The organism is Streptococcus sp. S1 (genome assembly GCF_034137685.1).
Classification (GTDB): Bacteria; Bacillota; Bacilli; order Lactobacillales; family Streptococcaceae; genus Streptococcus; species Streptococcus dentalis.
Window position 1 is genome coordinate 1,718,771 of the sequence record NZ_CP139418.1, and the last position, 14,925, is coordinate 1,733,695.

Annotated in this window: 13 protein-coding genes; 3 read left to right on the plus strand and 10 right to left on the minus strand. The window is 41.8% G+C overall.

Features of this window, described 5'->3' with window-relative positions; all coding sequences use genetic code 11:
• Positions 1 to 9: 9 nt before the first annotated feature.
• The 10 genes from arcA to SM121_RS08435 all read right to left on the minus strand — a co-directional run bounded on the left by arcA (position 10) and on the right by SM121_RS08435 (position 11,316).
• Positions 10 to 1,239 carry an arginine deiminase gene (gene arcA / locus SM121_RS08390; RefSeq protein ID WP_003006347.1) on the minus strand — a complete coding sequence of 410 codons (1,230 nt, stop codon included), beginning with the start codon at positions 1,237 to 1,239 and terminating at the stop codon, positions 10 to 12.
• Between the two features lie 239 nt (positions 1,240 to 1,478).
• The gene (locus SM121_RS08395; RefSeq protein ID WP_320910844.1) at positions 1,479 to 2,168 is read right to left on the minus strand and encodes a Crp/Fnr family transcriptional regulator; all 690 of its coding nucleotides are present in this window, start codon (positions 2,166 to 2,168) and stop codon (positions 1,479 to 1,481) included.
• 159 nt (positions 2,169 to 2,327) lie between these two features.
• A complete protein-coding gene (locus SM121_RS08400; RefSeq protein WP_320910845.1) occupies positions 2,328 to 3,395 on the minus strand; it encodes a serine hydrolase in 1,068 nt (355 codons plus the stop codon).
• Between the two features lie 99 nt (positions 3,396 to 3,494).
• On the minus strand, positions 3,495 to 4,967 hold the full coding sequence (locus SM121_RS08405) for a helicase HerA-like domain-containing protein (protein ID WP_320910846.1): 1,473 nt from the start codon (positions 4,965 to 4,967) through the stop codon (positions 3,495 to 3,497).
• 210 nt (positions 4,968 to 5,177) lie between these two features.
• Positions 5,178 to 5,783, minus strand: a complete 606-nt coding sequence (sodA, locus tag SM121_RS08410; protein ID WP_003006336.1) for a superoxide dismutase SodA — start codon at positions 5,781 to 5,783, stop codon at positions 5,178 to 5,180.
• Positions 5,784 to 5,871: 88 nt separating this feature from the next.
• Complete coding sequence (gene holA / locus SM121_RS08415) at positions 5,872 to 6,906, minus strand: DNA polymerase III subunit delta (protein ID WP_320910847.1); 1,035 nt, start codon at positions 6,904 to 6,906, stop codon at positions 5,872 to 5,874.
• A 23-nt stretch (positions 6,907 to 6,929) separates the two neighbouring features.
• The gene (locus tag SM121_RS08420; protein ID WP_320910848.1) at positions 6,930 to 7,532 is read right to left on the minus strand and encodes a DUF805 domain-containing protein; all 603 of its coding nucleotides are present in this window, start codon (positions 7,530 to 7,532) and stop codon (positions 6,930 to 6,932) included.
• A 75-nt stretch (positions 7,533 to 7,607) separates the two neighbouring features.
• Complete coding sequence (locus tag SM121_RS08425; RefSeq protein ID WP_320910849.1) at positions 7,608 to 9,854, minus strand: DNA internalization-related competence protein ComEC/Rec2; 2,247 nt, start codon at positions 9,852 to 9,854, stop codon at positions 7,608 to 7,610.
• Positions 9,835 to 10,503 carry a helix-hairpin-helix domain-containing protein gene (locus tag SM121_RS08430; protein ID WP_320910850.1) on the minus strand — a complete coding sequence of 223 codons (669 nt, stop codon included), beginning with the start codon at positions 10,501 to 10,503 and terminating at the stop codon, positions 9,835 to 9,837. Before SM121_RS08430 ends, SM121_RS08425 begins: the two co-directional genes overlap by 20 nt.
• Positions 10,504 to 10,569: 66 nt before the next feature.
• Positions 10,570 to 11,316, minus strand: coding sequence for a lysophospholipid acyltransferase family protein (locus SM121_RS08435; protein WP_320910851.1), 747 nt, complete (start codon positions 11,314 to 11,316; stop codon positions 10,570 to 10,572).
• Positions 11,317 to 11,491: 175 nt separating this feature from the next.
• Here SM121_RS08435 and SM121_RS08440 point away from each other — a divergent pair, with 175 nt between their 5' ends.
• From SM121_RS08440 to SM121_RS08450, 3 genes are all read left to right on the plus strand, one after another.
• The gene (locus tag SM121_RS08440; protein WP_320910852.1) at positions 11,492 to 13,831 is read left to right on the plus strand and encodes a cation-translocating P-type ATPase; all 2,340 of its coding nucleotides are present in this window, start codon (positions 11,492 to 11,494) and stop codon (positions 13,829 to 13,831) included.
• Positions 13,832 to 13,911: 80 nt separating this feature from the next.
• Positions 13,912 to 14,658 (plus strand): tRNA1(Val) (adenine(37)-N6)-methyltransferase, encoded by a 747-nt coding sequence (locus SM121_RS08445; protein ID WP_049514084.1) that lies wholly within the window; start codon positions 13,912 to 13,914, stop codon positions 14,656 to 14,658.
• The gene (locus tag SM121_RS08450) at positions 14,648 to 14,911 is read left to right on the plus strand and encodes a GIY-YIG nuclease family protein (RefSeq protein ID WP_004219743.1); all 264 of its coding nucleotides are present in this window, start codon (positions 14,648 to 14,650) and stop codon (positions 14,909 to 14,911) included. Before SM121_RS08445 ends, SM121_RS08450 begins: the two co-directional genes overlap by 11 nt.
• Positions 14,912 to 14,925: the final 14 nt, after the last annotated feature.

Consider the following 14,925-nt stretch of genomic DNA (forward strand, 5'->3'; position numbering starts at 1 on the left):
GAAGGATGATTAGATTTCTTCACGTTCGAATGGCATTGACATACAACGAGGTCCACCACGACCGCGAACCAATTCACTTCCGCGGATCTTAATCAAACGAAGTCCGTATTCTTCTAATTTCTTGTTCGTAACAGTGTTACGGTCGTATACTACTACCACACCTGGTGCGATTGTAAGAGTATTTGATCCGTCGTTCCATTGTTCACGTGCAGCAGCAACGACGTTGCCACCTCCACATGGAATCAATGTAACTTTTTCAACACCAAGGTTTTCAGCAAGCAATTCAGCCAAATCACCTTTTTCTTCAACGATCTTCAATTGTTCGTTTTCATAAGTTACAGAGAAGACGCGAAGGTTACCTTGGATTTCTGGGTGGATTGTGAATTTATCGTAGTCCACCATTGTGAATACTGTATCCAAGTGCATGAATTTACGGTTGTTAGCAAATTCGAAGGCCAATACTTTCTTGAAGCCAACGTTCTTCTTGAAGATGTTTACCAACAATTTTTCGATTGATGCAGCATCAGTACGTTGTGAGATACCAACTGCCAATACATCTTTAGAAAGTACCAACTCATCTCCACCTTCGATACGAGTATCTTCTTCACGGTTGTAGACAAGTTCAACTTTTCCACCGTAAACTGGGTGGTATTTGAAGATGTATTTACCATACAAAGTTTCACGGTTACGTGTATCTGCGTACATGTGGTTCAATGATACTGCATTACCAATTGTTGCAAATGGGTCACGTGTGAAGTACAAGTTTGTCATTGGGTCGATAGCAAATGGATAGTCAGATTCAACAAGGTCTGTCAATCCTTTTGCTTCTTCAGGAATTTCTGGAAGTTCAGCTTTTTGAACCCCTTCCATTGTTTTTTCAACCAATTCTTGGTTGTCTTCAATGCTGTGAAGCAATTCACGGATCGCAATTTTTGTTTGGCGTCCACGAATGTTCGCTTCTTCAAGGTATTCTTCGATGAACTGATCGCGAATTTCTGGAGAAGTCAATGACTCAGCAGCCAACTGTTCAAGATAAAGTACTTCGATTCCTTCGTTACGAAGTGCTTCAGCAAATGCGTCGTGTTCTTTTTGAGCATCTTCCAAGAATGGAATATCATCAAAAAGAAGACGTTCAAGATAGTCAGGCATCAAGTTTTCCAACTCTTTACCTGGACGGTGCAAACAAACTTTTTTCAGTTTTCCAATTTCTGAGAAAACATGAATTGGGTGTGTAGACATCTATAGTCCTCCTTTTTTCTTGCGGTTTAGCATAGCTAATCCTGTTTACAGGTTTTATTTTATCACCAATTGGTACCGCTTTCACAAAGGATTCTACTTTTTGAATGCAAAGAATTTGGCATTTTTTTGAATCTTTCCTATTTTTTAGTTAATATGAAGCGTTTTCTTTGCATATTTTGCCTTTTATATCATTTTTATGAATATATATTTTTTTGTAAAAAAATAAAAAGATCAACAAATTAGTTGATCTCTTCAAAACTCTTTAAAAAATAGGCTGTATCTAGAAAAGTTAGTTGTTTTCTCTCATACTGGACCTTATGAGAATCGATGAGTTTCTTTAAAACTTGATTGACGGTTTCTCGAGTTGTGGCTGCTAATTTGGCCATTTCCTTCATACTAATTGGAAATGGAAGCTGATTTCCTAGACTTTCATAGTCCTTGCACAGAATTGCTAAAGATTGAATCACGCGCTCACTAGCACTAGCTGTCACGACATTGCGCAAGCGCAACTCTTGAAATTCTAGGATGGAGGAGATCTTTCTCATAATAAAGAGCAATTGCTCCTTACTCTCTTTGGCATAAAATTCATAAAGATGAACGGGAATAACAAAACAACGTAAATCCGTCACCGCACTAGCTGTATAGTGGTAACGCTCATCCTGGAACATCCCACCATAAGGGAACAAAGCCCCCTTCTTTATATAATCCATATAGGAGAATTGGTCCGACGAATCAAATTGCTCAATACGAGCAAAGCCGTTTGCCAGAAGAAAAAGGCGCTCCCGCTTATCTCCTGCATAAAATAAAATTTGTCCCTTAGGGATATCCCTGGCATGAATTTCAACAGCTAATTTATCAAATAGCTCCACTGGTAGCGCAGAAAAGGCTGGATGCGAGCGGAGCAACTGGTAATCTTCCTTTGTAATCATGTCTATACTTCCTCTTATTACTATTAGTAGTATAACATACTTTTTATAGAAAAGGGAAAGAAGTCTCTTTAGAACAGAAAAGTAATTCGAAACACCAAGTGAATTTCATCCTACTTTGATAGAATAAAAGGCCTGAGCAACCCTCAGACCTTCTGTCGATTATTCATTCATATTGACACGATGCCATTCATTAATAACATAAGCCAATTGACCCAATTGATAAAGACCAACACCACTGATTTCAGAACTTTCTGGAGTCGTCCCTCCAAGGCCTGCAGTATAGATGGCAACTAAATAAGGAGTCGATTCATGGACAATGGCATCCACATTGAGCGCTTCAGCCACATAGCCTGGTTTTTGTTGGATCACCAAGTCTGGCAAGAATTTCTTATAGTACTCGCCTGGGAAAGATTCCCCAATCAATTCCAGCAAATCTGCATATTTTTCTTGATGATTCCAAAGATATTCCAAGACATGGATGTAATAATCCGTTGTCGTTTTATTATCTTCGCTAAAGGTTTTAACCTCTGGTGAACGGGATTGACCATAGCGACTGAATAACTTACGCGCTTGCTCCATTCCCCCTAAACGATCTGCTAAGGCATAGGCAGGGGTATTTTCAGAGTAAACCAATGAATAGCGTTGCATATCAGGAATAGACATGGCACCATCGAAGGCAGCAACGTAATTGTCATGCTCCCCTACATATTCATAGTAGGTATTGGTAATGTCAAACCGGTCTGTTAAATTGAGTTTGCCTTTTGCGACCTCATCTACCACCAACATGTTTAATGGTAGCTTATAGGTGCTTCCTCCAGTCATTGGTTGGAGATCATTCATGGCAAATTGCTCTCCTGTAATGGCATTGCGATAAGTGAAGGCAACTTGTGATGGATCAATTTCACTTTCTGCTAGGAAATCCTGAACAACCTCTACCAAACCTTTATTAGCATAATCATAGACTAAGCCATACTCATTCATTGTCTCCCTGTCAGCATCTAGCACCGCTTGCTTGGCTTCAGGAGATTTGATACGTGGCTTTTTTGTCTCAGGGGTAGACTTTTCGATATCTTGTTCTTTTGCTTCTTTTGTTTTCTTTGCTTTTTTGTCGATTGCTGATGCTATTGGTTGCGTAACATGCAAGTAGCCCAGTGTACCCGTTCCCGCCATGCACAATAGAATACTGATCGCAATCATGATCGAGCGTAGCTTCAAATAGTTTTTCATATAAGTTTTATTATAAAAGATTCTACAAAAAATAACAAGGCATATCAGGTGAGGAAAACGATTTCTCCTTAAATACCTTTTTACGCTACCTCTAGACTGTCATTTCCGTTTAAAGGAGCCCATAATCAGCTTAGCGATCTCACGCGCAATCGTTCGGAATAAGGAACTCAAGAAGGAATCTTTTGCCTTTTCAAGACTAGATTTTCTTGGACGACCTGGACTACGTTTTTGAGCCGCCTTATCTGCTGCAGCCTCTTCCTTTTCTGCTTCTTTTTGCTCTTTTTCTTGTACTTCCTTGCTTGCTTTAGCTGCTAATTTTTCATAGGCAGATTCCCGATCAATCGTCGTCGCATACTTTTGATGGAAAGGCGAGGTTGTGATCAAGGCCAATTGTTCACTCTCATTTAAGAGGTCAAAACTCGATTGAGGAGAGAGAATATAAGCACGCTCAACCACACTAGGCTGTCCCTTTTCATTCAGGAAAGAAACCAAGGCTTCCCCTGTCCCTAATTCTGTGATTACTGTTTCTGTATCAAAGTCTGGATTCGGACGAAAACTTTGGGCAGCAACCTTAATCGCCTTCATTTCTTTTGGTGTATAAGCTCGAAGTGCATGCTGAACACGATTTCCAAGCTGTGCCAAAACAGATTCTGGGAGATCTTGAGGATTTTGGGTAATAAAGTAAATCCCTACACCCTTAGAACGAATCAGTCGTACCACTTGCTCGACCTTCTCAAGAAAGAGCTTGCTTGCATCCTTAAATAGGAGATGAGCTTCATCAAAGAAGAAGACCAGTTTTGGCTTTTCAGGATCCCCAACCTCTGGAAGTGTTTCAAAGAGACGAGACAGCATCCAAATCAAAAAGGTTGAGTACAATTTTGGTGAATGAAAGAGCTTTGTAGCCGAAAGAATATTGATATAACCACGACCAGATGCATCGAGTTGCATGAAGTCATTTAAATCAAGTGCTGGCTCTCCGAAAAACTGGTCTGCTCCTTCTTCTTCAAGAACCAAGAGACTTCTTTGGATCGCTCCGACAGATTGTTTGGTGATATTGCCATATTGGGCCGAATAGTCTGAGCTGTGTTCATAAACTTCCTTTAAAAGGCTTTGCAGGTCTTTCAAATCAATCAAGGGCCAGTCTTTCTCTTGGGCCACTTTAAAGACAATTGCAAGAATTCCTGATTGGGTTTCATTCAAATCAAGCAAACGAGAAAGAAGCAATGAGCCCATCCCTTCGACAGTCGCCCGAACAGGATGACCAGCTTGGCCAAAGACATCCCACAATCGAACTGGGAAGGCTTGTGGCTCAAACAGCTCTGTGATACCAAGCAGCTTGTAGCGTTCTTCCAGTTTTGGTGTCCATTGCCCGGCTTTGGCTAAGCCAGATAAATCTCCCTTGATATCAGCTAGAAAGACCGGAATGCCTTCTTTGCTTAATTTTTCTGTTAGAACCTTGAGAGTAACCGTTTTTCCTGTCCCAGTAGCTCCTGCAATTAAGCCATGACGATTCAACATCCGCAAATAGATAGGCGTCTCAACTGTTCCTTTGGTAATGGTAATACTAGTCATTTCATTTCTCCCTGAATGTTTCAGTTTTCATTTTAAGGTTTATCTTTTCCTTGCCTAGGCCCTTCAAACCAGGCTTCTAACAAGTAAGACACACTCCTACTAGTGTATCATTTTCCTGTCCAAACGCAAGAAATTATACTCCGATTTTTCGGATGTAAACAAAAAAATCTATAAGAGCCAATACTCGCTCTAATAGATTCCTTCATTTTATTATTTTGCTGCTGCAAACAATTCATTAACTTTATTCCAGTTGATCACTGAGAAGAAAGCTTTGATGTAGTCAGGACGTACGTTACGGTATTTCACGTAGTAGGCATGTTCCCAAACATCCAAACCAAGGATTGGTGTTTTACCTTCAGAGATTGGTGTATCTTGGTTTGCTGTTGAAGTCACTTCGAGTTTGCCTTCTTTGTTGACAACCAACCATGCCCAACCAGAACCAAAACGTGTCGTTGCTGCTGCTGTGAAGGCTGCTTTGAAGTCTTCAAATGAACCAAATGTGGCATCAATCGCTGCAGCAAGTTCTGCTGAAGGAGCTGTTTGTTCTGGAGTCATCAATTCCCAGAAAAGAGCGTGGTTCAAATGACCACCACCATTGTTGATCACAGCTTGGCGAATGTCAGCTGGAATGGATTCAACATCAGCTAACAAGCTTTCAAGGTCTTCTCCAATTTCAGGATGTTTTTCAAGAGCTGCATTCACATTGTTTACATATGTTTGATGGTGTTTATCATGGTGCAAATGCATGGTTTCTTCATCGATATAAGGTTCCAATGCATCATAAGCATATGGTAATTCTGGTAAAATGATAGCCATTTTATGGTCCTCTTTTCTTTATTACTGACTTGATGATAACGCAAACAGCTAAATTATTCAACTAATCTGCCTGCGATTTCATTCATCGTTAGACGCTATTTGCTACTTTCAACAGGGCCAAATCAAATAAGTAGTCTTTTTCATATGTTCCACTTTTAATCGCATAGTCCGCCTCGATGAAGGTCATCATGGCCTGCTTCAAAAAGGACAGGGAAAGCCTGCGGCTATCCCGTAAGGCAAACTTCACCTGATAAGGATTGACCTTGCGCCCTGACAAGTCCGACAAGCTCGCTACAATTTGGCTTTCGGATTGGCCTTCTTCTGAGAAAATTTTAACTTGAGAATACATTCGGAATTGACTCAACAAAATAGCGATCAATTTTATCTCATCTTCTCCTTGTAAGCGGAGATCCTTAACCAAATTCCGGGCTTGATCGATTTGGCATTTGAGAATCATTTGTGTCAGATCAAAAATATTATCTTGCAAGGACTTTGGAACAACCTCCTCGATCTCTTCGAGGGTAATCTGACCATCTTCTTTATAAGCCTGCAATAGAGCGATATTCTTCTGTGACTCTCCAAAATCATAGCCAGATTTTAAAAGTAGCTGGTCCAAGGAATCGCCTACAAACTGTAAGCCCAATTCTTGGGCCTGACTAGAAAAATAACGCTTTAAATCTTGCTCTTTAGGTGTTGTTGCTTCAATGATTTGGGAATCCCGTTTTAGGAGTTTGACCAAGCGACGCTTACTATCTAATTTTCCTTCTGCAAAAATCACCAAACGGGTCGATTCAGAAGGATTTTCCAGATAGTTTTCAAATTGCTTCAGATCTTCATCGGTTAAATTGCGTTTCTTGGCAGTGGTCAGATCCAATAAGTGATCCAAAATCACGATTTTTTCATCTGCAAAAAAGGGAAGACTGAGCAAATCCAGCTCGACTTCAGCATAAGAGGCTTCTTTCATATCAAAATAAGAATAATTCAAATCTGAAGGATCATAGCCTATTTTTTTTAAAATGTCTTTTTTTAACCATTCAAATTGACCTACATCCTCCCCTGTCAAGACAAGAACAGAAGGCAGAGTTTGAACCGTCAGATGTTTAGTGTCAGTAATTGCTTGCATGAAACTCTCTTATCTTTATCAGTTTAGTGGATTTCGTGTTCAGCAGCCATTTTTTGTTCCAATGGTGGTTTTTCATCAGACAAATCAGGTGCTGATACAAAATTAGGAATTTGCTCAAACGAGTTGCCTCCAAAGCTCCCCCCTGTCGCTGTGACTTGTGGTTCAGAAGCCACTCCCATAGGAGTTTCTACTGGTTGCGGGAAGGTGTTTTTCCCTGGAAGCATCATGAGAATCAATAGAGAAATAACTGTAATCACCCAAAGAAATAGGAAAATATCTAGGCCCGTCAACAAATAGAGCAGAACCGGACCAAGGTTCAAAAAGATCCAAGACCAATGGATCCCAGCATCCCGCAAGCGACGTACACAAATGGCTTGACTGGGTACTAAAATGAGGAAGTAAAAGAATGCTAAGAAAGCGAGCGCCCATAAACCTGTCTTAGAATGAACAGTTGAAAAATTGAGCGTTTCTTGAGCATTTTGATGAGATAATGAGGCCACGATGTAAAAGACCCAAAGAGGCAACGAAATCAGGGAATTCCAGAAAAAAGCTAGCCAAAAATGGGCCCGACTGGTCTTACTTGAAAAATCTGCATAATGTATCCAAAATTGCTTAAATGCGTTCATACGATTCTACCTTTACATTGATTTCACTTTCTATAATAGCAATTTTCAGCATAGAAAGCAAACCTCTCCTCATCTCTAGCGGACCGTTTCTACCCTCCAATGGTCCCATCCAATCAAGCGAATTGCTCCTCTTTCATCGGTACGAAGATAAGAAATAGAGCGTTCCTCTAGACGATCGAGCAATTCTTTATGGGGATGCTGGTAGCGATTTTTCTTTCCAACAGAGATCAAGGCCAACTGAGGATGTAACTGGTCTAAAAACACATCACTAGAGGAACCTTTAGATCCGTGGTGGCCTACTTTCAAGACATCTACTTGTAATTGTGGATCGTTTTCCAATAGTTTTTTCTCTCCAGCTTCTTCTAGATCACCCGTGAACAAAAATCGTTTCTGATAGAACTGCCCATAGAGGACAATCGAATCATCATTTTTACCATCCCCCACTTCATCAGGGGATAAGACTTCTAGATGATGATCAAAAATAGGAAGTCGATCCCCTCTCTGGACTACTTTAATCGGACTATGAAGCTGTTTCAATTTCTCTCGAAATTGAGAATTGGTTAGACTGCCTGGACTGACATACACTTTTTTAACTGGGATTTGTTTGGCGACCTCCACCATATCACCCATATGGTCCTGGTCTGTATGAGTCAAGACCAGCGCATCGATTTTTCCAACACCTCGACTCTTGAGATATGGAATCAAGGTTTGATCCGCATTAGCAGATTGACTGCGCTCTTGCCACTTGTCTCCACTTTTAAAAGTGACGCGTCCTCCGACATCAATTAATATGGTTCTTCCTTTCCAATCACGTAAAAAGATACTATCTCCTTGACCGATATCCACCATGGTGATCTCATTTTCTAAAGGATGCTTGGTCCAACAAAAGATGAGTAGAATCATGCCTATTAACAGGAAACGACGTTTTTTTTGCTTTCGAAGATCATACAAGATCCCTAAAAGAAGGAAGAGAGCGATCAGAGCTAGTCCCGTTGGCTGACCAAATACCAAAGGTAGCGACGTGAGCTTTGAAATCCAACGAATACACTCCTCTATGAGAAGAAAGAAACTGTTAAAAATGGTAAGGGGCTTTAGAATCGATAAGATAAATAGCACCGTTAAACCTGGAAGAAGGACAAGGTCAAATAAGAAAGAAAAGAGGAAGGTTAAAGGGAGTGACCAGGGTTGAAAGACGCTAAAGTAATAGGTCAAAAGGGGCAAAATCCCCAGGCTAATCCAGAAACTTTCCACTAGTATCTTTTTAAGTCCTGAATAAGAGCTGGTATCTACCAAGGTCAAAATAAAGGCATAGGCACAACTCAAGACCCCTCCAGCTGTCAGGAAAAACTTGGGCATGAGCAACATTAAGATCATCAAGGTCATCGCCATATTCTCCATCCCTCGGACCCCCTTTTGAGAGAGGATCTTCTGCAAGAGGCTGCGAACCACTGAAACAGAAAAACCTGTCAAGCCAGCATAGACCAAAGAAATTGGAACCATCCAGATATCGACTGTCTCTTGCAAGATTCCTAAACGTAAGAGAGCTTTCCGGATCCCATTGATGAAAAAGCCAACCTGCATCCCAGATAAGGCGAATAAATGGATGATTCCTAAACTCGTGTAAAGCTGGTCCATCTCTTCAAAATCCGTATCTAAATAGCCAAAAAGAAGGCCGGTCATATACTGGTTCATCGGTTGCGGAAAGTGCTTCTTGCTCCAAACAATGGCTTGGCGCCTCCATTGAGATAGGCAATCGAAAACATTCCAAGTTTGGATAGGGAGAGCAGATTGGATCGTTTCAATTTTTATTTGATAGTGAATGCCCTGTGTTTCCAAATAAGACCGGTAGTCAAATCCTCTAAAATTTCGCTGCCCTTCTGGCTCTTCTATAGCACCTTTATACGTCAACTCCAACAAATGAGTTTGACTTTGCCAATGCTGTTTTTCTTTTTCTGATTTTAAAGTGTAGAAGACTTGGTAGGTCCTTCCCTGATTTTTAGCACGAAAAGACAAGGCGTCCCCATTGATCTTGATGGTATCTGGGATCAGATGTAAATGGGCTGGGGGCTGACTTTCTACTTGTACTGGATGATCTTGTATTCGCTGAAAGACAAAGAAGGCCGCAAAACAAAGGATTGCTAAAGCAAGCCCTAGCAAACTTGAGCGCTCCCCTTTATAGTGATGAACCGCTAAAATTCCCACTACTACTAGACCGCTGATCGAAAGCCAAGATGGTTGATAAACACTAAAATACAACCATAGGAGTACAAAGGCGAGATGGACAAGCGAAAAAGGAAGGTTTTTAATCCACCGTGAAAGCATCTTTTAGTTTCTCCAGTGTTTTCTCTCCGATTCCTGAAACATTCTTCAGATCATCCACTGATCGAAAAGGACCATTTGCCTCGCGATAGGCGATAATGTCCTGGGCACGTTTCTGGCCAATGCCCGATACGGTCTGGAGCTCTGTCTCTGTCGCTCGATTTAAATTAACCTTGCCTGTTTTTTCTGCTGGCGCTGACGAAGTTGCAGGACTTTCTGAACTTCCAAGTGCTGGAACATCCTCTCCTTCTTTAGCAACATAGATCACTGCTTCATCGGAGAGTTTTTGCGCCAAGTTGACTGATTGGCTATTGGCATCTGCTGTCATCCCACCCGCCTTATGAATGGCATCGTGGACTCTGCTATCTGAGCGCAACTCATAGACACCTGGTTGTTTGACGGCTCCTTTGACATCGACCGTAATGATCTCGGGTGCATCAGACACAGAAGTAGTCGTCTTTTCTTCTTTGGAACTAGTGGTCTGCACCTTTTCTTTGCTCGAAGTTGAACTAGAAGACTGATAAAAATCCGGTATGGTGGATGCACTTGACTGGGGTCGATGAAAAAGAAAATACCCTCCAAGTAAGAGTCCGATAGCAGTAAGAGCTAAAAAGAGCTTATATTCTTTGATTTTTTCGATGATATCCTCCATAAGAAACCTCCTCTCACTTTTATTATTCGTAAAAATAAAAAAAACTGAGAAAAACTCTCAGCTTTTTTACTTATTTTTCCGATGTTTGTCTGGATCCCATACAAAGCTTGCTAGGTAACTAAAGAGCAAGGTCAAGATGCCCATGACTAAGACAAGGGGAATCAAAAGGATTTTTAACAAACGAATCAAGATAAAAGGTTTTGTTGGGGTGTTGATCGCTTGTGCTTCCGCATCCAAGCGGTCAAACTCCTCTTGGATACGGCGGGCAACTTCTGCCACTCCTTCGTCATTCATCTTTTTAATATCCGAGATATCAATGGGATGTCCAAAGTTCATATCAATGCGTTCACCCGTTGCCAACCCTTTCAAGTCTCTTGGACCAGTATAAGTCACTGGCATGATTCGAACCTTCGCCATTTTGGCAATGATGGCAACACCACCTTTGACGTCTTGAGAATGACGGCTTCCACTTGGGAACATAATCAAAGAACGGTTGCTCTTTTTCAACATATTGACAGGATACTTAATGGCTTCTGCTCCTGGATTTTCACGGTCGATCGGAAAAGCCCCACACATACGAATCCACCAGCCAAAAATACGATTGGTGAAGAGTTCTTTTTTAGCCATAAAGATAAACTGCTTTGGCTTGGTCGCAAAGGCCATATAGACAGGATCCCACCAAGTCCGGTGAGGGGATACCAAGATGTAGTTCTCTTCTCGATCTGGAATATTGTCCTTATGATGGTAATGGGCATTCCCATTTAAAACCCACAGAATAAAGGCAACAAGGCCACGTAAATAGGTATAAAACATAGTTGTTCCTCAAATCCATTTCATTCGTCTCTCTACAAGATATTTCATCCTGTAAAAGGTTCTTTCTTATTATACCGTATCCTGATTTTGACCGCAAACCTTTTTTAGATAAAAATTGTCTCAGCGGACCGATTCTAGATAGTCTTTTTCTCAAAAAAATGATATCATATTATCTATGGAAACTATTGATTTAAAGGGCTTGTCCCTCAGTGAAGTCCGCAAGAAAATGGATCGCGGACAAACCAATGATTTTACAACGAATACAAGTACCAGCACCTGGCAAATTATCAAGCGCAACGTCTTCACCTTGTTTAATACCTTAAACTTTGTGATTGCTGTGGCTTTAGCTGCTGTACAGGCTTGGAGCAATATGATCTTTTTCGCAGTCATTTGCTTCAATGCCATTACAGGGATCATGACCGAGATGCGCGCTAAGCGGATGATTGATAAACTTAACCTCATGAGTCGTGAGCTAGTGACTGTCATTCGAGACGGGGAAAAAGATGCGATTCCACCAGAAAAGCTTGTTCTGGGTGATCTAATGCTCTTATCTTCGGGTGAGCAGATCCCTAGTGATGCCGAAGTCATGTCCGGTATCGCAGAAGCCAATGAGGCTATGCTGACTGGTGAGAGTGACCTTGTCTTAAAAGAAGTTGGCGATGAACTGCTTTCTGGTAGTTATATTGCCAGTGGTCAAGTCTATGCCCGTGTCAAGCGAGTTGGAGCAAACAACTATGCCAACAAACTGATGATGGAAGCCAAGACCTTGAAGCCTATCAATTCGCGTATTCTTTATAACTTAGCGAAAATTTCGAGCTTCACTGGTAAAATTATCATCCCATTTGGCCTTGCCCTCTTCTTTGAAGCACTGTTGATCAAGATGCTACCGATCAAGGATTCTGTCGTGAATTCTTCAACAGCTCTCTTGGGAATGTTGCCAAAGGGAATCGCTTTACTGACAGTTACGTCTCTTTTGACAGCGGTGATTAAGCTCGGTATGCGCAAGGTTCTTGTCCAAGAAATGTACTCAGTAGAAACCCTGGCGCGTGTGGATACCTTGTGTCTTGATAAGACCGGCACCATCACTCAAGGGAAGATGACAGTTGAATCTCTCCATAGCTTATCTGATCATTTTTCTGAGGAAACCATCAAAGTTATTCTTTCAGCTTACATGCAAAATAGCGAGGACACCAATCCTACTGCTCAAGCTATTCGCAAGGCTTATGGGGAGTTGGAGCATGCTTATACTGCGGAAAACATTATTCCTTTCTCAAGTGATCGGAAATGGGGAGCCATGCACCTATCCAACCTTGGAACCGTCTTTCTCGGTGCTCCTGAAATGCTCCTTCAAGAAAATCCAGCTGCTGTCGTCGAAGCACAAGCTCGTGGATCACGCGTGCTCGTCTTGGCTCATAGTTCAGAACTGATCAGCATGCAGGAATTGAATCTGCCTGAAAATCTTGAAGGGATTGCGGTTATTGAGATTACAGACCCCATTCGTGAAGGGGCTTCAGATACTCTTGAGTATTTGCGCTCTCAAGGAGTGGATCTCAAAATCATCTCTGGTGACAACCCTGTGACGGTCTCTTATATCGCTCAACAAGCTGGCTTCGAAAATTATGAGAACTACATCGATTGTTCAAAAATTTCTGATGATCAATTAGTGGATCAAGCAGAAGAAACAGCTATCTTTGGGCGCGTGTCCCCTCACCAGAAAAAACTGCTTATCCAAACCTTGAAAGCAGCTGGTCGGACGACTGCTATGACAGGAGATGGGGTCAATGATATTCTTGCTCTTCGCGAAGCAGACTGCTCCATCGTGATGGCTGAAGGAGATCCCGCAACCCGTCAAATTGCCAATATTGTTCTTTTGAACTCTGACTTTAATGACGTTCCAGAAATTCTTTTTGAAGGCCGTCGTGTGGTGAATAACATTGGACGAATCGCTCCAATCTTCTTTATCAAAACGATCTATTCCTTCCTCTTGGCTATCATCTGTATCGCCAGTGCTCTCTTCTTTAACGTCAACTATTTGCTGATTTTCCCTTTCATTCCTATTCAAATCACCCTGATCGACCAATTCGTCGAAGGATTCCCACCATTTGTATTGACCTTTGAACGCAATATCAAACCGGTTGAAAAACACTTCTTGAGACGTTCCCTTCTGTTAGCCTTACCAAGCGCCTTGATGGTCGTCTTTAGTGTCTTGTTTATTCGCCTTTGGGGAGCAAGCCATGGTTGGTCTGCAGCCGATATGTCTACTGTATCCTACTACTTACTTGGATCCATCGGTTTCCTATCCGTTATCCGTGCTTGCCTGCCACTAAATATCTGGCGGGCCCTCCTCATTCTCTTCTCTGTAGTAGGATTCTACGCATCTGCGATCGTGTTGAAAAACTTGATCGAGATTTCCCTCCTTACAGCCACTACTTTCCCAGTTTATCTGGCATTGATGGCCATCTTTACAGGAGTCTTTATCCTCACTACAATTCTCCAAAAATATGAATTTGATTAAAAAAAGTTGAGAGTAAAACTCTCAACTTTTTATGTTTTATCGATCTTTCCCCAAGCCTCTTTTCATGCTATAATAGAGCCATGACAGATATCGAATTAAAAGACGGCGAGCGCGTCAATCAACTTTTTTCAAGTGATGTGAAAATTATACAAAATCGGGAAGTCTTTAGTTACTCCGTGGATAGCGTCCTGCTCTCGCGCTTTCCAAAATTGCCCAAGCGGGGCTTGATCGTAGATCTCTGCGCTGGAAATGGGGCTGTGGGACTCTTTGCAAGCACTCGGACAGAGGCCCAGATCATTGGTGTCGAAATTCAGGAACGTCTAGCGGATATGGCTACCCGCTCCATTGCTCTCAATGGCTTGAACCAGCAAATGTCCATGATCACCGATGACCTCAAGCATTTGCCTCAACACATCAAGGGGAGTAAGGTGGATATCATCCTCTGCAATCCTCCTTATTTCAAGGTAGATGAACATTCCAATCTCAATGAGAGTGAACACTACCTCTTAGCTCGGCATGAAATTACGACCAACTTAGATGAGATTTGCCATGTGGCCCAGCGGGTTCTCAAATCAAATGGCCGCTTTGCGATGGTCCATCGTCCAGATCGCTTTTTAGATATCATTGAAACCATGAAGCGTTACAATCTTGCACCTAAGCGGATCCAGTTTGTCTATCCCAAAGTGACCAAAGAGGCGAATATGTTGTTGATTGAGGCGATCAAGGATGGCTCACTGGATGGTTTAAAAATTCTGCCTCCCCTCTTTATTCACAATGAAGACGGCAGCTATACAGACGAGATTCATGAGATCTACTATGGAAACTAAGGCTTACATGTATGTCCTAGAGTGTGCGGATGGCTCCCTCTACACTGGCTACACCACGGATGTCGAAAAACGCCTAAAGACTCACAATGCTGGAAAAGGCGCCAAATACACACGGGCTCGCCTCCCCGTTAAACTTCTTTATCAAGAATCCTATCCAGATAAACCCTCTGCTATGTCTGCCGAGGCTCTCTTTAAAAAGAAATCCCGCCAAGCAAAGCTAAACTATATCAAAAAGAACCGTCGGACTCCATAGTCCAACGGTTTTTC

Excerpts from the sequence above, each read along its gene's own strand:
- SM121_RS08420 (WP_320910848.1), bottom strand. The coding sequence starts at position 7,532 with ATGAACGCATTTAAGCAATTTTGGATACATTATGCAGATTTTTCAAGT.
- SM121_RS08450 (WP_004219743.1), top strand. The coding sequence starts at position 14,648 with ATGGAAACTAAGGCTTACATGTATGTCCTAGAGTGTGCGGATGGCTCC.
- SM121_RS08425 (WP_320910849.1), bottom strand. The coding sequence starts at position 9,854 with ATGCTTTCACGGTGGATTAAAAACCTTCCTTTTTCGCTTGTCCATCTC.
- SM121_RS08430 (WP_320910850.1), bottom strand. The coding sequence starts at position 10,503 with ATGGAGGATATCATCGAAAAAATCAAAGAATATAAGCTCTTTTTAGCT.
- arcA (WP_003006347.1), bottom strand. The coding sequence starts at position 1,239 with ATGTCTACACACCCAATTCATGTTTTCTCAGAAATTGGAAAACTGAAA.
- SM121_RS08440 (WP_320910852.1), top strand. The coding sequence starts at position 11,492 with ATGGAAACTATTGATTTAAAGGGCTTGTCCCTCAGTGAAGTCCGCAAG.
- SM121_RS08405 (WP_320910846.1), bottom strand. The coding sequence starts at position 4,967 with ATGACTAGTATTACCATTACCAAAGGAACAGTTGAGACGCCTATCTAT.
- SM121_RS08435 (WP_320910851.1), bottom strand. The coding sequence starts at position 11,316 with ATGTTTTATACCTATTTACGTGGCCTTGTTGCCTTTATTCTGTGGGTT.
- holA (WP_320910847.1), bottom strand. The coding sequence starts at position 6,906 with ATGCAAGCAATTACTGACACTAAACATCTGACGGTTCAAACTCTGCCT.
- SM121_RS08445 (WP_049514084.1), top strand. The coding sequence starts at position 13,912 with ATGACAGATATCGAATTAAAAGACGGCGAGCGCGTCAATCAACTTTTT.
- SM121_RS08395 (WP_320910844.1), bottom strand. The coding sequence starts at position 2,168 with ATGATTACAAAGGAAGATTACCAGTTGCTCCGCTCGCATCCAGCCTTT.
- sodA (WP_003006336.1), bottom strand. The coding sequence starts at position 5,783 with ATGGCTATCATTTTACCAGAATTACCATATGCTTATGATGCATTGGAA.
- SM121_RS08400 (WP_320910845.1), bottom strand. The coding sequence starts at position 3,395 with ATGAAAAACTATTTGAAGCTACGCTCGATCATGATTGCGATCAGTATT.